Below are 21,755 nucleotides of genomic sequence, written 5' to 3'. Positions count from 1 at the left end.
TATGCTATTTTTTTGATTAGGCATAAAATCTAACTTTAAGTAGCGCTTACAATTAAGTTATTATTTTAACTGTATTAATACTAAGCCCGAGAACACTTTGAATTATTTAGCTCACCTTTATTTAGCACAGCCTACAGCCGATTCTCACTTTGGGAACTTGTTGGGCGACTTTGGTGGTAAAAGGCATGTAGAACACTTACCAAATACGGTTATAAACGGGCTCGATAACCACTATTTAGTCGATAAATTTACCGACTCTCACCGCGCAGTTAAACATGCTAAACAGTATTTTTCACCCGAGCGTAAACGCTTTGCTGCTGTGGCTATAGATGTGGTGTTTGATCATTTTTTAATTGTGCATTGGCAACGATTTAGCAAGCAATCTTTGAGTGATTTTAAGTACACCAGTTATCAGCTTTTGAATAACCGCATACCTGTTATGCCACAACGAATGCAACATGTTGTAACAAGCATGACTAAAAATGATTGGTTTAAAGAGTACGAAACCGTTGAGGGAATAGGGTTAGCACTGGATAACATTGCCAAGCGCATTCGCTTTGCTAACACTTTTGCGGGCGCTGCTGACGATATAACGCGTAACTACGACGAATTAGAGGCTACTTTTTTAGAGTTCTTCCCAGAGCTAATTAATCATGTAAGTGAGTTTGACCTTGAAAGCACCCCAAAAAATGACATAAAGCGCTTTATTTAATGTCTTCATTAATTGTTAACTTTTTGTGATTATTTAATGTAAAAAAAGCGCTACTCTAATACAAATTAATTTTTGAGTGTTTTTAATGAATCGCAATTACTTGGTTATTGTGAGCTTTGCCATTTTATCGGCATTACAATCTGGCGTAGTATTGGCTTTTGACTTTGACCTAAAATCAGTACGAACCACTATTTCAAACCCAAATACTAGCCATGCGTTAATATACGATGACTTGGCTGGTAATCAAAAAACACTGTTTTCGTTAGCGCCCATAAACAACCAACGTGTGGGTGTGTTTTTTGATATTAACGACATTGAAATTGGCTATTCAGCCGATATTTTTGAAGATAATGTTGAAACAAAAACACAAGATGTACTGCTTTCATACAGAAAATTTAAAAACTCTAAAATCACTTTTAACTACCAAACCCTTGAAGGGCTGCAAAGCACGGCTAGCAATTTAAGCGGCAATCAAACGGATAAAATTTTCTCGCAAAATACACGTTCAACTAAGTTTGAGCTATCTGGGCAACACAACTTTTATACCTTCAATAATAAAGAGTCTTTGTTTGAGCATTTTTTTCTTAATAGACCAAAGCTAAGCAGCAAATTTGACGTGGCATTAAGTGTTGTTGGCGCGTGGTCTTTCAAGCATGTATCTCTTGAGGATAAAGATAATATAGTGTTTCAGGCTGACTTTTTAAATTCGTCTGCACCACAGGTCACTAAGCTAATTTCTAATTCGTATGGGGCGAGTATTGGCTCGCTTTTATCATTTTCGTTACCACATAATGTTCATGTATTTGCTGAGTACAAAGTAGGTAAAGGGCATATTCAAAACATAGACCCTGGGCTGGGATTAAAAGATTCGGGCGCCGAAAAAGTTGAGGCATACGGTGGTGGAATTTCTTGGACTTCCGACAATAAAAAACTTATGGTCGTACTACGCGCGTGGGAACAAACAGGCCGGCATATAGATACTTCTTTTGGTGACTTGTCAGTCATTAAGTTTTTTTAGTATTGAGCACCGAAATAACAAATTTAACTGGAATATTATGAGTAAGAATAACGATGTACCTCAGGCTTATGTTAAGCAAGAGGAAGGTTACCGAATAAAAGCCTTAAGACTGTACCCTTGGGTGTGTGGGCGTTGTGCTCGTGAGTTTGAGTACTCTAATTTACGTGAATTAACGGTGCACCATGTTGATCATAACCACAGTAATAACCCTGAGGATGGCAGTAACTGGGAGTTATTGTGTATTTATTGCCACGATAATGAGCACAATAAATATCACGAACATATTATGTATGGCGGGTCGACTACAGAGCGCAAAGTAGAGGCTGCAACGCATTCCCCATTTGCCGATTTAAAAGCAATGCTTAATAAATCAAAGTAATATTAGTTAAATTAAGAGCCTAAACCTAATTTTTATTAATTTAAATGGCATTTTGAGGGTGAACGGTTATAAACCAAAGCAACCTCAAAATTAACTTTAAATTGGTTTTATTAAAGCTCTTTTGCTGTTTTGTCTTTTATGTCAAACCAGTTTGAATCGGCTGAAGTAATAAAGCCAGGTACGTCTTTTAGCCATTGTTTTTGAACTGATTTATCAAGATTTAAATAAAGTTTATTTTCAACAATTTTGAAAGCTTCAGGATCTACGTCAAACTTTTTCTCCATTGATACACCAAACGCACAAAAGCCACCAAATTGTGGTGCGTACTTTTCTGGGTTAGCTCTAAATAAGTCGCGGTGCTTAGCTGAGGTAAATTTATAAATGGCATTTTTATGCGTTGCGGTATATTCAGAACTGCCTGTTACCGCTTTGTTTTGGGTAAAGTAAGCAACAGTATCGTAGCCACTAATTGCAATGTCGTTAACGTCGGCATTTGCGTCTATATCTGCTGCAAAGCTTAGTGAACTTGCAAGGACTGATGCTGCAAAAAAAGCTGATTTAGTGAGTGTCGAAAATTTCATGTGTATCTCCAAAGGGTAATTTAATTAGTGTGTTTGTTTAAAACTCAACTGTACTTTATCGTTATTGCTTGGTTAATATGCGTCTATTAGTCTGTATTTTCATACCAATAATCCAAAGAGGCGTTTATGGATGTGCTTTCGAGTGTTCTGAGTCATTTTTCACTTAACGCTAATGTGTTTTTTAGTGGGAACATGTGCGGTACTAGCGATTTTAGTAACGACCAAGGTGTTGGGCATTTACATTTATTGCGTTCAGGTACGTTAAAAGTGCGCAGTAACAGTGGTTTTGAAGTGGTTTTGTCTAAGCCTTCGGTTATATTTTTTCCTCACTCTACTGGGCATTGTTTGTTTTCGGATAAGGACGATGGTGCTGATTTAGTGTGTGCGCAAATTAGCTATCAAAGTGGAGGGCATAGCCCTTTATTACAGGCGTTGCCTTTTTGTTTAAATTACGAATTAAAAGGTGATGGATTATTAGATCAAAGCGCTTTTTGGATTTTTGAAGAGGCATTTAAAGACGCCAGCGGTAAGGATTTAATTATAGATCGCTTATGCGATGTGTTTTTAATTAGTGTTTTGCGCAAGGTATTAGAAGAGGGCGCAATTAAAACCGGGATGATGGCAGGGCTTGCCCATCCTCAGTTGGCTAAAGTATTAATAAAAATACACCAAACCCCAGAGCAAAACTGGTCGCTTAGTGTTATGGCTGAGGCGTGTGGTATGTCGCGCTCTAAATTTGCCGATACGTTTAAGCGAATTATAGAGCAAACACCAGCTGACTATTTAGCTGATTGGCGTTTGTCGGTCGCTAAAAAGCTTATTTTAAAAAATCAAAATATGGATTTAGTGGCTAATCAGGTTGGGTACGAAAATGGCTCTGCACTTGCTCGTGTATTTAGAAAAAAAACAGGGCAAGCGCCAAAGGAGTGGTTATTGAGCCAGCAGTAAATTTTTAGTTTCTTTGAGTAAGCTGCGTTTTCGAATCTGGTAAAGCTTTTTGTAATATCAAATTAATAGGGTCTTAATTTACCTCAGAATCACGATAAAACCAGTCATGCCCGAGGTTACGACTTGAGTGAACTTCGGGCATTGCTATTTGGATAATCTTGAAATTAAATTTTAATCGCCTTGGTAGGAGTTATTGATAACCCACTAAAATGTTTCATCACTAATTGCCCTTGGCTGTTTTTTTCTATTACTAAGTAATTGTTTGAATTAGGATAGTAAAAGCTATTGTCAGACATGGTAATAAGTTTTATTTTATCGCCGCCAGTGCGCTGTGAGTACAAAGTATTATTTTCAAAAATGAGGCTGCGTAAAGTGTTTTTATCAATTCGGTAATCACCTAATACAGGCGCTAGTTGTTGCGCTGTTATATCGGCTTTTTTAAACTCGGGCAGTACGATACCAAGCGCTTTAGCGGTGAGTTTTTCGTTCATAAAAATAGGGTTTATGTGGTTTGAATTAGCCAGTACGGCTACATATAACTTTTGCTCTGGTATGTAGCGTGCGTGCGCTAAAAAGCCATTTATTCCGCCAGTGTGTTTAATTACGGTGTATTCATTCAAGGGCTTAATAATTAATCCATAACCGTAGGATGAAAAGCTGCCGTTGTTGAGCTTGAAGGGGCTGATCATTTTTTCATAACTTGGTTTACTAATTAGCTTGCCAGATGATAACGCACTAAACCAAATGTTTAAGTCGGTAGGGGTCGATATAAGCGCCCCTGCGGCATATGGCCAGTCCATATTAATGTAACTTGTGTTTATAAAACCTTGCTCTGTTTGCTCATACCCAGCTGCACGATGGGCAATAATTTCTTGTCCTTCGTAGCTGCTTTGAGTCATTCCTAGTTTTTTAAATATATTTTGTTCAATAAAGTCTTTATAAGATTGCCCACTCGCTACTTCAATTATTTTCCCAAGGAGCGAATAGCCGGTATTTGAATAAGCCATCGCTTCGCCGGGTTTAAATACCATTGGGTGCTTGGCAAAACGCGCTAGTGTATCGTCAACGCTGGTGGGTACTTGTATTTCTTTATCGAATAGGTCGTCGTCATCTGTGTAGTTGGCAATGCCCGATGTATGAGTTAACAAATTTTCGATAGTGACGAGGTTGCCCTCAGTAGGAAAGCTTGCAACATATTTATGAATATCATCTGAGGTTGATAACTTACCTTGCTCTTGTAGCATCATAATTGCAGCGGCAGTAAATTGCTTTGAAATAGAACCTAAACGTAAAACGCTGTGCTCGTTAAGTGCAATGTTGTGCTCAAGGTTAGCAAGCCCGCGCGATCCTTTAAAAAGTACTTTGCCATTTTTGCTAATAATTACCGATACCCCTGGCTCGTTTTCAGCAAGGTTATCGTTAAGAATTTGCTGATACTGCAAAGCTGTTGGCTCTGCTTTTACAAAGTTAGGTATTAATAGCGAGAAGGCTAACAAACAGCTAGCGTAAAATGGCTTAATCATATTCATCCTTTTAATTTTTATACCAAACCTTCGGGTAGGCTTAGCGATCCTTGTGCTTATTAGTGAATTAATATTGCATAGCTAAAAAGTAAACACAATTATCGGATTTTATAGGGGCTCAGTAATAGGTATAATCGCTGCGTTTATTGGTTTTTATTATATTTTTACAAGGAAGTTGTTGATATGCCTGATGTAACGGCTCTATTTTATATTGCCATAATGGCCTTTTATTTATTGCGCTCAAATGATGGAAGTAAGTTAATTATAACTACGATCGTTTTAGCTGCTATTCCGCTATTTACGAGCGATTATTGGCAGTGGTTACAATTAAGTGGGCTGTTAAGTGTCATTATTCTAATTATAGAAAAAGAGAAAGCAGGAGCTACCGCAGGTGGTGCAATTGTGGTGTTAGTCGCTCTATTTATAGGGGCTTTTATTGTAAGTATAATTATTAATACGGTATTGACCTTTACGAGTAATTTTAAGCTTTCTACTTTTGAAGTTGTATCCCCCTTAAGTCACGAATGGTCTACTCATATAATTTGGTTATATGGTCTTACTTTTGTTATACCGCTGTTTGCCATTTTACGAGGCATTAAAAAGCCCGTAGCATTCTTTGGAACTAATTTAATCGCACTCGCTTTAGCTGTATTACCACATTATTGCGGCTCATTTATTTATGGGCTTATGCTAAGCGTAGCTATTATTACTACTCTTTACTTAGTCGCTTTCGTGTTTAAAACAGATTCTGAGCAACGCTTTATGTTTACGTATATGGCCATGAGTGGACTACTAACTAGCTGTATAGTTAAAGGTATTATAGTGGCTTACTTTTAAACTTCAGCGGTTTATTTTATCCGTATTAAAGCCAATCAGCAGCAACTTGTAGTGGCGTCGGGTCGCCTTTTTTAGATACCCAAAATACTAAGGCTTGCTTAATTGGCATTACATTATTAGCGCTAGGCAGGGCTAAATTAGCGGATGTTAATTGTTGCTTGATTTGCATGTCACTTTGCTCGTAACCAATAACAACAAAGTCGTGTTTTAACTTATGACCCGCGTTTTCACCATTGTGTATTTGTGTTTCTATCCCAAATCCTAGCAAGGCAACATGGGCTATTAAGTTTTGATTGGCACTGGACTTAATATCAGTTGCATTATAGTTAATCTTAATTTTGTTATTGTTTATAGTGGCGCGTAAATTACCTAAATGAGGTGTGCTTGCTTTAGGGATAGCTTGCTTATAAAACCAACCTTGCCACCCGCTACCGTTAACCATAAATCCTGGGGTTGCTACAATCCTACTTTTACCGAGTGCCTTATACGTACGTTGTCTTTTACTAAAAACAGCAGAGGCAAACGGGTCTTTCCATCCTAAATAATCCCAATAAGTAACATGAAAATTAATAGGGATTAAATCAGTCCATAGTTTTTCATCATCTGTAAATTTTGAAATCCACTTTTCAGCTGGTGGGCAGCTACTGCAACCTTGCGATGTGTAAAGTTCTAAAAAGGTAGTGGGATTAGCTGTACTAGAAATAGTTACTTGCTCAGCCGCTTGGCTTTGAAAGCAAAAAATTATTAACCCAACAAGTGAGATAAAAAATGGACGGGATAGTGCTTTAAAAGGCATGTTGCTTCTCGCAAAGGCTGATATTGCATTCAGCTTAAATGATATTTACGAATGAAGTATCACGAAATACTCACAATTAAATCACGTTTTAATTGTATATTTTACTTATTAAAAACTTAATTTGAACACTCGCTCAAGTTGTGTTTTAATCGTTGCTCAATTATTGAGGAACTTTACATGATTAAATTTTATTTTCACCATACTCCTAACCCAATGAAGGTTGCACTCTTTTTAGAAGAAACAGGCTTACCGTTTGAACTTGTTCCTCTTGATACTTTAAAAGGTGAGCAACATACACCTGAATTTAAAGCAATTAATCCAAACGCTAAAGCACCAGCAATTGTTGATGGTGAAACGCGTGTGTTCGATTCGAATGCTATTTTAATGTACCTTTCTGAAAAATATGGAAAGCTAGAAGGCAAGAGCGATGACCGCGCTGAAATGCTGTCGTGGTTAATGTTTATCGCATCTGGCTTGGGTCCGTATTCAGGGCAATGTGTACACTTTAGACATATGGCGCCAGAAGGGCTTGATTACGCGGTTAATCGCTATTTACGTGAAGCGCAGCGCCATTACGAAGTGCTTGATACGCACCTTGAAGGGCGCGACTTTATTGTGGGTGATACGTATACTATTGCTGATGTATCTGCATGGGGCTGGATTGATAAAGCGCGAGTTGTACTGGGCGAAGAGGGCTTAGCACCGTACCCAAATCTTAAGCGCTGGTTTGAAAGCATTAATAACCGCCCAGCGGTTGCACGCGCACGCGCAATTGGCACTGACATCGAATTTAAAAAAGAGTTTGATGAAGACGCTAAAAAAGCGTTTTTCCCTTCAAACTACCCAAAAGTATAAAAGCACTCAATACTAATACCAATTCCATTAAGTATGTGATCTAAATTTTACGCCGAAAAAATAATTCAGTTCTAGGCGTAAATTGATGTAAATGGTTGTTCCCTTTGCGAAATTTACAACAAAGAAATGGGTTGTTTTAGCAAGTAAAATAGATCAGCTATTTATTGGAATTGGTATAAACAGCAGATCAGTTAGCTGATCTGCTGTTTAGTATTTTATGGTTGTGTCAGCACCTCTTTATTTTCATCTGCCACGAATAAATTAACTTCCTCGGTGTGCTGGCTTACGCTATTTCTTTTTAGGGCGATGTATAGGTCTGAGTGAATGTATATACCTTCTGTTCCTGACTTCATTCCTGCAATATCAAACCATGAGAGCAGCTGGCGTTTTCTGCCTGCAAGTTCAAGCCTTATATCGCGCTTTTTAAATATAACGTCGAGATCGGCAAGCATGGCCATTACACTCAAATCTAAGTGAGTAAAGCAGGGCACTGCGTCAATTATTACGCATTGTGTATCGTCTTTTTGTCTTGCGTATTGTTCTAGTAATCTGCGTTTAAAATAGCTGGCATTAAAGTAAGTTAAAGGTGAATTAAAGCGATAAATAAATACGCCTTGCACTGCTTTTGCTTTATCAGTGGCATCTAAACTTCTTACTACGCCGTTGATATCTACGCCGAGTATATTGTCGGTTGGGCGCATAACAGTGCGAATAAATTGAAATAACCCCAGTAATACAGCAAGTGTGATCCCTGGTATAACGCCAATAAATAACACCGCAAGTAAGGTGGCTGAGGCGAGATAAAATGCCTGTTTATCTTTTCGTTTTAATTGCCAAACGGCTTTTAAATCGAGTAAATGTACAGAGGCAATAATAAGGACAACACCTAGCGCTGCGCTTGGAATAAATTCAAGTGGGGCTGTTAAAAATACGGCTATGACAGCAATAATGGCCGCTGCAATTATCGATACTAACTGCGTTTTACCTCCTGTTGCATCGTTAACAGCGGTGCGCGAGTCGGCGCCACTGACTGCAAAACCTTGCGAAAGAGCTGATGCTATATTTGCTATACCTAACGCTCTAAATTCTTTATCTGCGTCTATGTCGTAGCCGTTTTTAGCGGCAAAACTGCGCGCTGTTAGCATCATACTTACAAAGCTAACAATGGCTAAGTTAAGTGCGGGTACTACTAGCTCACGAATAATCCCTAAGTCAAAAACAGGGGTATTAAAAACAGGAAGCCCGCCAGTTACGGTGCCAATGGTTTTTATATCAAATTGTTTTAAATCAAAAATCCATACCAAAAGCGCACCAAAAGCTATGGCGAACATAGACGCAGGCCACGTGGGTCTTATGCGTTTCATGGCAAAATAGACCGCCAGTGTAAACAAAGCCATTAGTAAGGTGGGAACATGTGTTTGCGCTAGATATGTGGGCACACCACCTAGGCGTTCAAGTAAGTAGCGCTCGTCAAAAGTAAAGCCAAATACTTTAGAAAACTGACCCACAATAATAGTGATGGCTACGCCGTTTAGTAACCCCATTAAAATAGGTTTAGATAAAAAGTCGGCTAATACACCTAGCTTAAATTTACTGGCTATAAAGCACCAAAAGCCGGTCATAGCGGTCATGGTGACAACAAGTTGCCAATGCTTAAAGCTGTCGCCTGCAGCAAGAGGTGTTACTACGGCGGCAATAACGGCGCAGGTAGCAGCATCAGGACCGACTATTAACTGTTTTGAAGTGCCAAAAAGTGCATATAGCATCATTGGCAGTATGCAAGAATATAACCCGACGGCGGCGTTAACACCGGTTAGTTGCGCATAGGCTATGGCAACAGGTAAAGCTACGGCAGCTACCGATAGCGCTGCTCTTACATCATCAGCAAACCATTGTCGCTCGTAGTGCAGCAATGTATCTAAACCCGGCATAAAATTATATAAACGCGACAGCACTTCAGTATCCTTGCTAATAGTTACAACGTTTTGATAGTAAATTTAATATTCAAATAAGTATAGCTAGGTGGGAGTGTTTTTTACGTAATACCCACTGTATTGAATTAGTTATTTACTATAGCGATGGAGGGTTATTTAACTCGGTAGAATAATCATGTTTTTAATAAGGTTGTATAATATAAAGCCACTTTTTTATAGACGTAAAAAAGCCTGCATAAAGCAGGCTTTAGTTTCCAGGGAAAATTAAAATTTAGCGCGAATACCAAAGCTGTAACGACGATCCGCTTCAGTGTACTTCCAAGCACCACCTAGTTCAGATAGGTAGATTGAAGGCTCACCCGTTAAGTTAGTCGCATTACCTACTAGCGTAATATTTTCGTTAATATCCCAGCTTGCAGAGAAATCTAACTGGCCTCTGTCGTCACGGTAGTTATTACCGTAAACAGTGCCTTCTGCTGAAATACTGCCATCTGAGTTAATATTTTCTACGCGTTTTTCGTTTTCAGTATCTAAGAAACTGTCACGGTAGTTATAAGCGATACGAGTAGAGAACCCTTCGTATTCCCAAAATACTTGTAAGTTATATGTATTTTTAGAAATATCTAATAATGGGTTGCCGTTTGGTTGTTCGCTGTCTGCATACGTGTAGTTTGCATTAACACCTAAGCCAGAAAATGCACCAGGTAAGCTTGTAAAGAACTGTTGGTAACCCACTTCAAAACCTTGTACTGAGCCGTTTTCACCATTTACATTTTTAACTGTATCGATACCCGTTAGTCCTGCATCACGCAGACCTGCAACATGGTTAAAGCCATCTGCATCTACAGGGAAATCAGTTGCGTCAGAGTATACTAGGTTGTCTTGTGAAACACCTGCAACGTCAAGCTGACATACTTGGTTCCATTGAGTTACGTTTTGACCAGTTGAAGTGCTTGAAGAAGCCTGACAGCTGCTTTCGTTACTTAAGAAAGACTCAACATCTTTATAAAATACAGCGAAAGATAGTACGTTACCTTCATCAAAGTAATGCTCTACTGATAAGTCGTACTGCGTTGCACGGTATGGTTCTAAATCAATAGATCCTTGCGTTGCACCCGTAATATCGTTATTAACGTCAAATGCAGGGCTTAGCTCGCTAAAGTCAGCGCGGCGCATAACTTTTGCAGCAGCAAAGCGGAATAATGTTTCGTCTGAGTAGTTATACGTAACGTTTAAGCTTGGTAAAAAGTCGCTGTAGTCATTGTCGCCAGTTACTTTTTCGCCATTAAGAAATACGCTTGATTCTAAATCTGTAGTCACATAACGACCACCCACAATCGCAGTGATGTTATCAAAGTCTAAGTACGCTGATATGTACACAGCTGCTGTATCTTCAACTACGTTACGGTATGCGCTTTCTTGGAACTCTTGGTTATCTGAAAGACTCCCTGTTGACGCTAGGTTAGTACCTGCAAGTAACTGCTGAAGTTGAGCATAAGTATTTGCTGGGTTAGATAAACCGTTGTAGCTTAAAAACGTTAGTAGGTCGTTTTGACCAGAATTACCTAATTGGTCAAAAGAGTTGTCGTGGCTAACTGTTGTGAAGCTATTTGAAAAAGCAGCGTTGTAGTCATCAACCCATAAAGTAGCTAATGAACCATCTGAGTCGTTAAATGCATTTTTGTAAATGTCTTTAATTTCTACTTTGTATTGCTCATATTCGTAATCGCGGTTAGTAACACGTACACCTGCTTTTACTTTAGACACCCAGCTTAAGCTGCTGAGAGGTTCAAACATTTCAACATCAAAACGAATAGCTGTTTCGTCATTGTCTGTTCTTCTATCTTCACTTTTAAACGTACGCAGTGCTAAGTTTTGTGGGTCAGTAAATGCATTTGGATCTGAATGAATGATGCTTGGTAATTTATTACCGTCTTGAGAAAATGCACCATCATATAAATGATTTGTTAGCTGAGTTCCGCCACTTGCTTCAAATGTTGATTTTTCGATTGGGCGAAGTGTAAATTCAGAATCAGGTCTTACGCTTTCTGATGATGCTACTGCAATTTCACCAGAGATTTTTATACTGTCAGTAAGGTTCCACTCTGCACCAAGTGCATTTGAAAACGAGTCAGTTTCACGAAAGTCACTGTATGTTTTAGGGATACCAAATTCGTTTGTTAGCGTGTAATTATTTACGCCGTTAGCATCTTGAGTTGTATTTGCATCTGTTGATAACGAACCCGCAACACCTAATATAGAGTTACCACTTTGCTCACCAGAGCGTTTAGTGCCACTTAAATCTAGATACACCATGCCATTACCAGATTGCGGTGCCCACTGAAGTGATAAATTTACAGCAGTACGTTTACGTTGTTCTACATATTGTTCAACACTGTGCTCGTCTCGTACGATAGCGTTGCCACTTGGTGTATTACCTTCTTGGCCATTAATATCAATGTCTTGAGGTTTAACACGGCTAGACGTTTCATCTTGACGAATTTCACGATCTTGATACGAAAACATAGCAATAGCACCAAAGGTACCCATTTCGTCAAAGTCCCAGTTGTTACCAAGTGAACCACTAAAAATAGGTGCTACTTTTTCTGTTTTATCTGCATATTCACCATCTAATGAAACTGCGCCAGTTAGTTTATCTAACTCTAATGGGCGAACTGTTTTTAAGCTAACTGTTCCGCCTAATGCACCTTCAATCATATCGGCAGTAGGAGACTTAACTACTTCTACTGTTTTTAAGAAACTTGATGGGTAATCTTGTAAGCTAATACCGTCACGAGAGTCGCCAATAGTAGAGCGACCGTTTAATTCAACACGGTTTTGAGGTAAGCCACGAATCGAAACACTGTCACCCACACCAAAATCGGTATTAATAGATACACCAGTAATACGTTGCAGTGCTTCTGCAATATTATTATCAGGTAACTTACCAATGTCTTCAGCAACAATCGCATCTACAATACGTCCGTCAGTACGCTTAAGCATAGCGGCGGCTTTCATACTACCTAGCATGCCTTTTACTTCAATAACTTCAATATCTGCAGCTGCCGTTTCTGAAGCTGCCGGAGCCTCTTGCGCTGCAATAGTAGAAGAAGCCATTAATAAAAGGGCTGCTGCACTGATTGTTGTAGAGCTACTTCTTTTATGTTTATTAATTAATGTTGAAGTAATTTGATTGAGTTTCATGTATCTCTCCCGTTTGGGTACGACTTACGTCATTGTGTGTGTTGTTACTTGGTTTGGTTAACCAATTTAACTGCTATTTCCCTGTAGTGTGTCATACAGGTGGTATGGTTGAAATTAGTCCAATTCAGCTTTTATTACAACCTTTGTTTACCAAAAATTCACAAGGTGTATTACAAAGTGTTCTTTTATTTTGCTTATATTTAATAAATTTAATGGCTTATGGTGTATTTTTATTTTTTATATTTTGAGTGAATTTTATTGAAGTATGTTTACCAAAGGCGTTTTTTTATATTATTTGTACTATTAAATACATTTTTTAGTGCTATTTTTAAATTTTATGCCGTACTTTTATACGTATTTAGTTTGTTTTTTAAGTGATGTTAAAATAATGAGATGTTCATTAAAGGTTGGGTATGGCTTATAAATTTGCGAAATAGTAAGGAGTATAAAATCATTCAATTTTATTTTGGTTATTTGTTTTGGTAATACCAATTTTCTATTGTTTTTATATGAATTTTGTATTAGAGCTTACTGATATATATCTATATATTATTATAAATAGAGTGATTTTTACGCAAAAAAAAGCCCAGCATATTAATGCTGGGCTTTCTTAGATTAAATATATTAGCTTTTTAACTCGCCTGTAGATGATTCTAAATGGGCTCTAATAAACCACTGAAATTGCTCTAGGTCAGCTAGTTGGCTGGTGATCATATCTTCAGACACCGGATCTAATTCAGAAAGAGTCTCAATTGCTTTGCGGTGATCGCCATTAACGCCGTTGTATACTTTATCAAGTGCGGCTAAATGCTCGGTTACTAACCCTTTACCTACTGAGTATTCGTTCCATGTACGACGATCTACAATTGATTTAGGCGTACCAACGGGCACTCCACCAAGAGTCGCAATTCGCTCTGCAATTGTATCTGTCATTTCGCGCACAATGTCTACTTGTGGGTCTATCATTTCGTGTACGCCAATAAAGTTAGGTCCCACTACGTTCCAGTGAATATGCTTTAAAGTAAGCTGTAAATCTATCAATGCAACCATGCGGTTATCTAGCGTAGCTATTGTTTTTTGAGCTGATTCGTCACTCATACCTGGCGCGGTAAATTTAGTTGTTTTGTTTGATTCGTTATTGTTACTCATAATTTCTCCTACATTAAGTAATGTGTTGCTCATATAATATGTTGCGTTATGAGCATGACTTAAACTTAATGAAGCAACTGTTATGCCGTAAGCTGATTGTTTTTAAAAGTAATTTAAAAACATGGGGTTATGTTTTTATTTAAGGTTTTAGAGGCTGGAGGGGTGATTGAATTTTTGAAAAGCCTGCATACATTTGTAAAATCTGCAGACTTTAATTTAATAACGCTTAAGTGTATTTAAACTTTGGCTATATATTCGTGCGCTTTTAAAACATCGAGCGGCACTATTTCTAATGATTTTTTATTTGTGGCTTCAAGTACCACTGGTGGCGCTACGCTCGCTGCAATAGCATGAAGCCATCTTACTGCACACAAGCACCATTTATCACCGGCTTTTAAACCTTCGAAATCGTAAAGAGGGTTCGGGCTTATTAAATCGTTACCTTGTGATTTTGAAAACTGTAAAAACTCATCAGTCATAATTGCACATACACTGTGATTACCAAGATCTGATTCTGGTACATAACAAAACCCTTCACGTGTGTAGCCACCATTACCGCAACATAGTTTTAAGCGTGTGCCGAGTACATTAAATTGATTCGCCATGAAATACCTTAATTTGTGGTGTTTAATAAATTTACTCTATCAGGAGTAACTCGCTTGAGATAGCTATAAAACTTAAAAGAGGAAAGGGGGTCTACACAAACTTAAGCCCGCAGCAAAATTGCGGGCTTAGTATTATTTATTTAATACGCAGTGCCATACAATCGCTATGGCCGTTTATGATCATGCTTTTATCAACACGTACGCCACCACCAGAGTATTTTCCGGCGGCTGTAAAACTACATATTTGTACAAAGTAGTCATCTACTTTAGGCAGTGCAAATAGTTGTTGGTATATTTGGTCTTGCTCGGCAAAGTGCCCCATTGTTTTTTCTATAACTTGCTGCTGTTCATCAACAAGTTGAATATTAGCACCACAACGTCCTACTATTGGTTTAACTACATAACCGGTTTGTAATAACTCGTCGTTAAGTTCAAACGCGGTATTAAGTAAATATTTATGATTAGGGAATAAACTCCACAGTATTGGTAAAATAGCCTTGTTACTTGGGATCAATGTCCACAGCGGTTCAAATACCATGACGTTTTTACGCAGCAGTACATCGACTAAGCGTGGCGTTTCACCAATTTTGAATTGTGGTTCAAAGTTATCACCTAATGATTGGTCGGCTTCACATTCTTCACGAATTTGATCAAGTGCGGTTTCCCACGACCACGTTTTCCACACGTAACTCAGTTGTGCGCCGTCTTCATCTACTATGTTGCCTGATTCATTCCAGCGAAGTGTGCTTAAGCCAATTACTAACTTACACTCAAAGCCCGCGGCTTCAATGGCTTCTTTCATAAATAATGCGTGGTAATGCTCTTCTGGTTCATCATCTTGCAGAATATGAACAAGACCTTTCACCTCACTTTTACGCCATGCTTTTACGAGATCTTTAAATAAATTTTGGCCTGCATCTACACCTTTTTTAACACCAAAGTGTTTTGCCCATTTACCCTGAACTTTGCCGCTTTCCATGTAACACGATGCCGAATCGCAATTGTATTCGTAAACTTTTAAACCGGCTGCTGTTAAAGCAAAGTCAAGCCGACTGGTAATTAATTGGTTTAAGCGGTTATCCCACGATTGGCGAATTTTATTAATCACAACATCGGGTAAATTAAACTTTTTTAATAACTCAGGGTGCTGCAGTACATAGTCGGTTGCATGCATAAATAAGCCATGCAGCTCATTTGTTGCATGCTCAATGCTTTGCTGCGCCGTTTGAGATATCGCAAAGTAATTATGTTGATCCGCAGCTACTGATGTAAGTTTATGGCCTTGCATCATTTCTACGTAGGCAGCTTCATCGTCATTCGCAATATTTAACCATGACTTGTCTGCTTGGCCTGTATCTACTGCTTTATGGGCTTCTATAATAAATAAATCAGTGTTTAGCTCAGACGTTGGCTCAGCATATTCTGTTTCATCAGTTTGTGTCATCCAGCCTAAAATAGTGGCGTCGCTGTAAGAGCACTCAATCCAATAGTCGCCATCTTTAGTTACTTTTGCTTTTAGTTCACGGCACCAGCTTTGATCTTTTGGCCATATTTGATGTCCTACATTTTGCTCAGCAAGGCGTATTTTATCTTCGTGCACTTCAACAACGACAGCAACATGGCCTGTTTCTTCAAACTCGCCGCCTTCCTCCCAAATAAGTAAACTACCTACTTGCGGATGATGTTTAGCACCATTTTTAAACGCGTTTAGTGGCAGTCTGTTTTGGCTATTTACATCGCGTACAGAACGCAGCTCAAAAATATCGTAAGCCATAGCAATATCATCAAAAATATAACTATGGTTGAGATACATCCATCGCCGTGCAAACTCAACACATTGCCATTTATAGCCCATGTAAATGCCATCAAGGTAACTACGGTAGGCGCTACGATTAGGATAAATACTTTCGTCAGCCGTATCATAATCAGATGAGTACACAGCAACATTACCAGGTGCATAACCTAATAAGGTACCAAAATCACTAGCAGGAGCAGAAGATTTCATAAACAAAGATGTTCAAAATAAAGGTGTGATAATTTGCTGACTATATGAGCGAAACTGCGTTATAGCAAGATATAAAATATGTTTTTACGAAGGGGGATAAGTAAAAAATCACTCATTCATTAAAGAGTGAAAATACGGGAGAGTACTTTTACTAAGAATGTTAGGTTTGGTGCTTATTTTGCTTGTAACTAGTTGAAATTTATTAATATTTTGGCATGATTATTACTGTTTAAATCTCAATTAAAAAATAGAGAAGCTATAGGTAACTTCTCCACTTTTATTATTCATATTTAGTGATTTTTATAATATGTAAAGCAGGTTAACGCGCTGCTAAATCATTTCAGCATCTATATGGCGTATTAGGTTTGATACCCAATTAACATATTGGCGGTGAATTTTTTTGCCGTTGTAGTTTAAGTTAATAGAGTCTTTATAGTTGATTGAGTATGCCGTTTTGTTATACGCAATATCGATAGTTAATTGGTGTGTGCGAATATCCAGTACACCTTTTATTTTACCTTCACTCATAGGCGTACACTTCCAACCAAGCTGAATACATGCCTTTAGAATGCCTTTTTCTACGTCAGCTTCACTGTTGGTAATTGTTGATGTTTGTGGAATAGGGTTTTGTTCAAAGTCTCTTACTGCAACAGATGTTGAACAACCAGCAAGTACAGTAAGTGTTGCCGCTGTAAGTAAAATTGAGTACTTTTTCATAATAATCCTTTGTTTTAATTTCATCCAATTGTGTTGTCTCGCCAATATATGCGCGCTTAGGTGAGATTATCGGTAAATTTATAGATGAGTGCCAGCAGTAATTAGAAAATTAAGAGAGTTAACCGAGATTTATTTCGGGTATTAGCTTTATTTATGAACAAGTTAAAGTTGAATTATTTAAGCTGTAGACCAAGGGTTAAAGCAAAATTATGTGTTGAAAGATTTACGTGAGCGATGACATGTTTTGAGGGAACGCTCTTTCTTTATGTTTTAAATTACTCCTATAGTCGTACTTTAGTTAATTTTTTGTTAAACTATTGCGCTTAGTATGAATTGAAGTCAGTTAAAAGTTTTTAAAACAGGAAAAAAAATGGAAGATATAATAAACAACATTGATATTAATCAATATTTACCCGCTGCAATTACGTGGGCAACCAACATATTACTAGCGATTGCAATCTTACTTGCGGGCTTATGGCTGGCAGGCAAAGTACGCAATTTAATTATTGGCTTATGCCATAAATACACTCATCTTGATGATACGCTTTTTCGCTTTTTAGGCAGTATGGCTCGCTACATCATATTAGCGTTCGTTATTATTGCTGTGTTAAATCGCTTTGGTGTACAAACGGCCTCTATTATTGCTTTGCTAGGTGCTGCGGGACTTGCTATAGGCTTGGCGTTACAAGGTGCAATGTCGAACCTTGCCGCAGGCGTTATGCTACTTGTTTTCAGACCTTATAAAGTAAATGACTTTATTGAGGCCGCAGGGCGTTTTGGTAAAGTAACAGAAGTAGATATGTTTACTACTATTTTACAAACGTTCGATAACCAACAGGTTATTATCCCAAATAGTCAAATTTGGGGTGCGCAAATTATTAACCATTCACATCATCCAATTCGTGGTGTTGATATGCATTTTGGTGTTGCTTACGGTGAAGATACAACGGCTGTACGTAAAGTTATTGATGCAGTACTTGAAGCGCATCCGCATATATTAAAAGATCCCGCTCCTTTTGTTGAAGTGGAAACGCTTAACAACAGCTCAGTAGACTTTTTAGTGAGACCTTTTTGTAAAGGTGAGCATTACTTCGATATTCTTTATACGGTGCCAGAATTAATTAAAAAAGCACTTGATGAAAACAACATCGAAATACCTTTCCCACATCGTAAAGTTATTTTAGTTAACGAAAGCAAAGATTAATTTTATATATTTAAGTTTAAACAAAAAGAGTGACTCTTAAAGTTTAAACTAATTAGATATTAAAAAACCACAGCGTATAATTGTTGTGGTTTTTTTATGCGTATCTAGTTAATGTATTAATTCAAGCCAGCTACAAAATTGGATTTATTATGAAGTTAAACGGCTCTTGCCACTGTGGCAAAGTAGAATTTACCGTCAACTCAAAGCACCCTTATCCTTACAATTTATGTTATTGCTCTGTATGCAGAAAAACCGCAGGTAGCGGAGGTTTTGTTATTAATTTAAGCGCAGAGTATAAAACGCTTGAAGTGCAGGGGCGTGAACACATTACCATTTATCATGCAAAAATAGGTGATAAAACCAGCCCGGCAGAGCGCCATTTTTGTAAGCATTGCAGTACAAACTTGTGGCTATACGATGCACGTTGGCCTGAGCAAGTTCATCCGTTTGCAGGTGCTATTGATAGTGAGTTACCCATACCGCCAGAGCGCACTCATTTAATGCTTGGTAGTAAAGCAAATTGGGTAAATGCGGCCATTAACGAAGGTGATAAGCAATTTGAAGAGTACCCTGATGAAAGTATCGCTGCTTGGCATCAGCGCTTAAACTTAGAACAATAAAATAGGTATGACCTAAAAGGCTGCGCTTTTAGCTTTGTAGTCATGAGTTATTGGATTGATAGTTATACCAATTCCAATAAATAGCTAATCTATTTTACTTGCTAAAACAACCCATTTCTTTGTTGTCAATTTCACAAAGGGAACAACCATTTACATCAATTTACGCCTAGAACTGAATTGTTTTTTCGGCGTAAAATTAAGATCACATACTTAATGGAATTGGTATAAGCAGATTGGTATTACTAGCCAAATTTTAGACATAAAAAAACCTCAGCCAATAATTAGCTGAGGTTCAAAAAGTGGTACCAGCGGCCGGACTCGAACCGGCACTCCTTTCGGAAGGGGATTTTGAATCCCCCATGTCTACCAATTTCATCACGCTGGCATAATTTTTCTTTAATCTTTTAAATATAAAAAATAAAGAAAAACCACTTAAAATAAAAAGGATACTTATATACCTCTTATTCTGTATCCGCATTATACAAACAATAGAGGGAGCAGCAAGCATTTTCTTTTGTTTGTAATAACAACTGGTTGATAATTAATCGTTTGTAGCAAGGAGACTCCACTGGTAAATTTTTTAAGTCTTTTTGGCTGATATATAAAGCGAATATTTTGGGTTATGAGTGCTATTAAATTTGTTATGCGATTGAATAAATAAACAATTGAACTATTGGTAATAGCTCAATACATTATGATAATTATTCCCGCTTTATTCCGATGTTGCGCTTAATTCAGGTATTATTTGCGCAACAAGGTTTTTAAGACATTATATATGACCCAATTAAGTGCCAAACAGAACATTCAAGCGATTGTTAAAGCAATTAAGGCAGAGGAAGCATTACTTCGTCAAAAGCATCCATTACTTGCACATCAAAATACCTTAGGGTTAATCATTTTATTGCTGTCGCTGAGTGCTCTTATTGGCGTTGGGGTTTTATATTATTTAGCCATAATACCTGCTTGGGTGTGCATAGTGCTTGCGGCTATTGCTGCGTCTATTTCCCATGAGTTAGAACACGATCTTATACATAAACAATACTTTAGTAACCAGCCGTTTATGCATAATTTTATGATGCTAACAGTATGGTTAATGCGGCCAAATACTATTAGCCCGTGGTACCGACGTAAAATGCATTTACACCATCACAAAACCTCAGGCACACAACAAGACTTAGAAGAACGCTTGGTGGGCAATGGTATTAAAAATCCATTTATGCGTGCGCTAGTTATTATGGATGGGTTATTAGGGTTAGTTATTTCTACTAAACGTTTTAGAAAAGAAATTAATGGCTTTAGTTTTTCGAGTGTTTTTAATGCGGGGTTTCCGATAGCGACTGCGTATTTTACTGTTTTATACAGCGTTATTGTGTTTCATATCGTGGATTTATTTATACCACTTTCGCTAAATTCACCTAGCTGGGTACTAAGCACAATGAACGTGTTTGAATTTTTAATGGTCGTGCTTATTGTGCCTAATATTATTCGCTCAAGCTCGCTTAATTTTGTTACCTCAAGCATGCATTACTATGGCGGCGTTAATAATATGCTTGAGCAAACTCATGTACTAACGAGTCGTTTATTTATGCCGTTTCACTTGTTTTGTTTTAATTTTGGTAAAACGCATACCATTCATCACTTTGTACCAAATCAGCCGTTTTATTTACGCCAAATGCTAAGTGAAAAAATACTTAAAGTGATGCAACAGCATAACGTGCGCTTTAACGATTTTGACAGCATTAAAAATGCGAATGCTTACAAGGCATAACCTAAACCTGGGTAATAACGGATGATTGCTTTAGTTGGATATAAAACTAAAGTAATCATCTATAAATTAATCCGCTCTTTTAAATCGCTTTTTTATCAATCCAAATAACTTTATTATTCCAAGCGTTAATAACATCGGCACGCCAATTAAAACGAGTTCTTTTACAAACGGTAAAATATACATCAATATCGGCGCTATATTTGGCTTTTCTCCTTCAGGTGAGCCGTGGCTATAACCTTGTAGGTTTATTTGCATTGCCCAATCTGTTCGCTCCAAAGTCACCAATATAAGGCTCACTAAAACAGATACAATTAAAACGATGCTGGTGCGGGTTTTCCACTGTTGTTTTAAGTGCTTCATTATTTAGCCTCCTTTGCAAACATGCGTTTTGTTAGCTTTAATATCCATCCTAAATTAAGCGCTAAATGAACACCTAACATTGGCATAATAAAAGTGGCCGAATCGTGATGTATTTTTGACCAAAAGTCTTGAATGTTTAAACTAATATCAAGCGCAGGTAGTAGAGCAACCGACACTAAAAAGCCACTCACAAATACCAGTAACATCATTATATAAAGTAGGTAGTCCCATATAATATTAAACCGTTCACGCGCTGTTATGTTTGCTAATAAACGGCTAAAGCTACGTTGAATCCAATCCCAATGAAGTAATAAATGAATTGCAAAAGGCACTATAAAAAAGATGCTAAACCATTCGTGTAAAGGGACGCCTGTTGCTTGTGGTGCACTTACTAACATAAAGCTAATAAGCAGTAAGGTGGGTAGTGTTTAGAAATCTGTGTCATTTCAGTATTATTAAGAAAACAGGAGTGACACATGACTCAATCTTTCGATTTCAACAAAGCATTAGCTGAACTTCAAGCTGGTAAAGGTCTTACTG

At 37.8% G+C, this 21,755-nt stretch carries 20 protein-coding genes and 1 tRNA gene; 9 read left to right on the top strand and 12 right to left on the bottom strand.

Going from position 1 to position 21,755, the window contains the following annotated elements; translation table 11 throughout:
• Positions 1-97 precede the first annotated feature (97 nt).
• From I6F49_RS06660 to I6F49_RS06650, 3 genes are all read left to right on the top strand, one after another.
• On the top strand, positions 98-712 hold the full coding sequence (locus I6F49_RS06660) for an acyl carrier protein phosphodiesterase (protein WP_197179346.1): 615 nt from the start codon (positions 98-100) through the stop codon (positions 710-712).
• Positions 713-797: 85 nt separating this feature from the next.
• Positions 798-1,730, top strand: coding sequence for a hypothetical protein (locus tag I6F49_RS06655; protein ID WP_197179344.1), 933 nt, complete (start codon positions 798-800; stop codon positions 1,728-1,730).
• Between the two features lie 37 nt (positions 1,731-1,767).
• Complete coding sequence (locus I6F49_RS06650; RefSeq protein WP_007378464.1) at positions 1,768-2,109, top strand: YajD family HNH nuclease; 342 nt, start codon at positions 1,768-1,770, stop codon at positions 2,107-2,109.
• Positions 2,110-2,219: 110 nt separating this feature from the next.
• On the opposite strand, the gene I6F49_RS06645 is transcribed toward I6F49_RS06650, so the two are convergent.
• Positions 2,220-2,690 (bottom strand): YHS domain-containing (seleno)protein, encoded by a 471-nt coding sequence (locus I6F49_RS06645; protein ID WP_024599510.1) that lies wholly within the window; start codon positions 2,688-2,690, stop codon positions 2,220-2,222.
• A gap of 126 nt (positions 2,691-2,816) precedes the next feature.
• Here I6F49_RS06645 and I6F49_RS06640 point away from each other — a divergent pair, with 126 nt between their 5' ends.
• Complete coding sequence (locus tag I6F49_RS06640) at positions 2,817-3,638, top strand: AraC family transcriptional regulator (protein WP_197179342.1); 822 nt, start codon at positions 2,817-2,819, stop codon at positions 3,636-3,638.
• A 164-nt stretch (positions 3,639-3,802) separates the two neighbouring features.
• Here I6F49_RS06640 and I6F49_RS06635 read toward each other — a convergent pair whose 3' ends face one another.
• Positions 3,803-5,161, bottom strand: coding sequence for a serine hydrolase domain-containing protein (locus I6F49_RS06635; RefSeq protein WP_197179340.1), 1,359 nt, complete (start codon positions 5,159-5,161; stop codon positions 3,803-3,805).
• Positions 5,162-5,344: 183 nt separating this feature from the next.
• Here I6F49_RS06635 and I6F49_RS06630 point away from each other — a divergent pair, with 183 nt between their 5' ends.
• Positions 5,345-5,998 carry a hypothetical protein gene (locus I6F49_RS06630; protein WP_197179338.1) on the top strand — a complete coding sequence of 218 codons (654 nt, stop codon included), beginning with the start codon at positions 5,345-5,347 and terminating at the stop codon, positions 5,996-5,998.
• Between the two features lie 25 nt (positions 5,999-6,023).
• Here I6F49_RS06630 and I6F49_RS06625 read toward each other — a convergent pair whose 3' ends face one another.
• On the bottom strand, positions 6,024-6,794 hold the full coding sequence (locus I6F49_RS06625) for a DUF1223 domain-containing protein (RefSeq protein WP_197179336.1): 771 nt from the start codon (positions 6,792-6,794) through the stop codon (positions 6,024-6,026).
• 177 nt (positions 6,795-6,971) lie between these two features.
• Between I6F49_RS06625 and I6F49_RS06620 the strand changes: the two genes are divergently transcribed.
• A complete protein-coding gene (locus I6F49_RS06620) occupies positions 6,972-7,649 on the top strand; it encodes a glutathione S-transferase family protein (protein ID WP_197179335.1) in 678 nt (225 codons plus the stop codon).
• Positions 7,650-7,864: 215 nt separating this feature from the next.
• Here the strand turns inward: I6F49_RS06620 and I6F49_RS06615 are convergent, their stop codons facing one another.
• The 6 genes from I6F49_RS06615 to I6F49_RS06590 all read right to left on the bottom strand — a co-directional run bounded on the left by I6F49_RS06615 (position 7,865) and on the right by I6F49_RS06590 (position 17,263).
• Complete coding sequence (locus tag I6F49_RS06615; protein ID WP_197179333.1) at positions 7,865-9,604, bottom strand: SulP family inorganic anion transporter; 1,740 nt, start codon at positions 9,602-9,604, stop codon at positions 7,865-7,867.
• A gap of 243 nt (positions 9,605-9,847) precedes the next feature.
• Entirely contained in the window at positions 9,848-12,787 is a 2,940-nt protein-coding gene (locus tag I6F49_RS06610) for a TonB-dependent receptor (protein WP_165727645.1), read from the bottom strand.
• A 624-nt stretch (positions 12,788-13,411) separates the two neighbouring features.
• Positions 13,412-13,936, bottom strand: a complete 525-nt coding sequence (gene dps, locus I6F49_RS06605; protein WP_010553097.1) for a DNA starvation/stationary phase protection protein Dps — start codon at positions 13,934-13,936, stop codon at positions 13,412-13,414.
• A gap of 236 nt (positions 13,937-14,172) precedes the next feature.
• Positions 14,173-14,541: a DUF2237 family protein gene (locus I6F49_RS06600; RefSeq protein ID WP_165727644.1), complete on the bottom strand. Its 369-nt coding sequence runs from the start codon at positions 14,539-14,541 to the stop codon at positions 14,173-14,175.
• Between the two features lie 136 nt (positions 14,542-14,677).
• Positions 14,678-16,546: a bifunctional glutathionylspermidine amidase/synthase gene (gene gss, locus I6F49_RS06595; protein ID WP_197179331.1), complete on the bottom strand. Its 1,869-nt coding sequence runs from the start codon at positions 16,544-16,546 to the stop codon at positions 14,678-14,680.
• A gap of 330 nt (positions 16,547-16,876) precedes the next feature.
• Positions 16,877-17,263, bottom strand: coding sequence for a hypothetical protein (locus I6F49_RS06590; RefSeq protein ID WP_165741090.1), 387 nt, complete (start codon positions 17,261-17,263; stop codon positions 16,877-16,879).
• 370 nt (positions 17,264-17,633) lie between these two features.
• Between I6F49_RS06590 and I6F49_RS06585 the strand changes: the two genes are divergently transcribed.
• Together I6F49_RS06585 and I6F49_RS06580 are read left to right on the top strand one after the other, a co-directional pair.
• The gene (locus I6F49_RS06585) at positions 17,634-18,467 is read left to right on the top strand and encodes a mechanosensitive ion channel family protein (RefSeq protein WP_197120322.1); all 834 of its coding nucleotides are present in this window, start codon (positions 17,634-17,636) and stop codon (positions 18,465-18,467) included.
• Between the two features lie 149 nt (positions 18,468-18,616).
• Complete coding sequence (locus I6F49_RS06580; protein WP_197179329.1) at positions 18,617-19,087, top strand: GFA family protein; 471 nt, start codon at positions 18,617-18,619, stop codon at positions 19,085-19,087.
• 300 nt (positions 19,088-19,387) lie between these two features.
• On the opposite strand, the gene I6F49_RS06575 is transcribed toward I6F49_RS06580, so the two are convergent.
• Positions 19,388-19,472, bottom strand: a tRNA-Leu gene (locus tag I6F49_RS06575).
• Between the two features lie 390 nt (positions 19,473-19,862).
• On the opposite strand from I6F49_RS06575, the gene I6F49_RS06570 reads away from it, so the two are divergent.
• Positions 19,863-20,855 (top strand): fatty acid desaturase, encoded by a 993-nt coding sequence (locus tag I6F49_RS06570; RefSeq protein WP_166421293.1) that lies wholly within the window; start codon positions 19,863-19,865, stop codon positions 20,853-20,855.
• A gap of 66 nt (positions 20,856-20,921) precedes the next feature.
• On the opposite strand, the gene I6F49_RS06565 is transcribed toward I6F49_RS06570, so the two are convergent.
• Together I6F49_RS06565 and I6F49_RS06560 are read right to left on the bottom strand one after the other, a co-directional pair.
• A complete protein-coding gene (locus I6F49_RS06565; protein WP_197179327.1) occupies positions 20,922-21,215 on the bottom strand; it encodes a hypothetical protein in 294 nt (97 codons plus the stop codon).
• A complete protein-coding gene (locus tag I6F49_RS06560; protein WP_231615051.1) occupies positions 21,215-21,613 on the bottom strand; it encodes a DUF4405 domain-containing protein in 399 nt (132 codons plus the stop codon). Before I6F49_RS06560 ends, I6F49_RS06565 begins: the two co-directional genes overlap by 1 nt.
• Positions 21,614-21,755 lie beyond the last annotated feature (142 nt).

The organism is Pseudoalteromonas sp. SWN166, from assembly GCF_015864485.1.
In the GTDB taxonomy this organism is placed as follows: Bacteria; Pseudomonadota; Gammaproteobacteria; order Enterobacterales; family Alteromonadaceae; genus Pseudoalteromonas.
Note: the sequence above shows the minus strand (reverse complement) of the source record. Positions and strands in the feature narration are given on the sequence as shown.

Bases quoted from the DNA above. Each gene is read 5' to 3' on its own strand.
- I6F49_RS06610 (WP_165727645.1), bottom strand. From the start codon at position 12,787: ATGAAACTCAATCAAATTACTTCAACATTAATTAATAAACATAAAAGA.
- I6F49_RS06635 (WP_197179340.1), bottom strand. From the start codon at position 5,161: ATGATTAAGCCATTTTACGCTAGCTGTTTGTTAGCCTTCTCGCTATTA.
- I6F49_RS06630 (WP_197179338.1), top strand. From the start codon at position 5,345: ATGCCTGATGTAACGGCTCTATTTTATATTGCCATAATGGCCTTTTAT.
- I6F49_RS06585 (WP_197120322.1), top strand. From the start codon at position 17,634: ATGGAAGATATAATAAACAACATTGATATTAATCAATATTTACCCGCT.
- I6F49_RS06590 (WP_165741090.1), bottom strand. From the start codon at position 17,263: ATGAAAAAGTACTCAATTTTACTTACAGCGGCAACACTTACTGTACTT.
- I6F49_RS06640 (WP_197179342.1), top strand. From the start codon at position 2,817: ATGGATGTGCTTTCGAGTGTTCTGAGTCATTTTTCACTTAACGCTAAT.
- I6F49_RS06560 (WP_231615051.1), bottom strand. From the start codon at position 21,613: ATGTTAGTAAGTGCACCACAAGCAACAGGCGTCCCTTTACACGAATGG.
- I6F49_RS06645 (WP_024599510.1), bottom strand. From the start codon at position 2,690: ATGAAATTTTCGACACTCACTAAATCAGCTTTTTTTGCAGCATCAGTC.
- I6F49_RS06600 (WP_165727644.1), bottom strand. From the start codon at position 14,541: ATGGCGAATCAATTTAATGTACTCGGCACACGCTTAAAACTATGTTGC.
- I6F49_RS06565 (WP_197179327.1), bottom strand. From the start codon at position 21,215: ATGAAGCACTTAAAACAACAGTGGAAAACCCGCACCAGCATCGTTTTA.
- I6F49_RS06620 (WP_197179335.1), top strand. From the start codon at position 6,972: ATGATTAAATTTTATTTTCACCATACTCCTAACCCAATGAAGGTTGCA.
- I6F49_RS06570 (WP_166421293.1), top strand. From the start codon at position 19,863: ATGACCCAATTAAGTGCCAAACAGAACATTCAAGCGATTGTTAAAGCA.
- dps (WP_010553097.1), bottom strand. From the start codon at position 13,936: ATGAGTAACAATAACGAATCAAACAAAACAACTAAATTTACCGCGCCA.
- I6F49_RS06625 (WP_197179336.1), bottom strand. From the start codon at position 6,794: ATGCCTTTTAAAGCACTATCCCGTCCATTTTTTATCTCACTTGTTGGG.
- I6F49_RS06580 (WP_197179329.1), top strand. From the start codon at position 18,617: ATGAAGTTAAACGGCTCTTGCCACTGTGGCAAAGTAGAATTTACCGTC.
- gss (WP_197179331.1), bottom strand. From the start codon at position 16,546: ATGAAATCTTCTGCTCCTGCTAGTGATTTTGGTACCTTATTAGGTTAT.
- I6F49_RS06655 (WP_197179344.1), top strand. From the start codon at position 798: ATGAATCGCAATTACTTGGTTATTGTGAGCTTTGCCATTTTATCGGCA.
- I6F49_RS06650 (WP_007378464.1), top strand. From the start codon at position 1,768: ATGAGTAAGAATAACGATGTACCTCAGGCTTATGTTAAGCAAGAGGAA.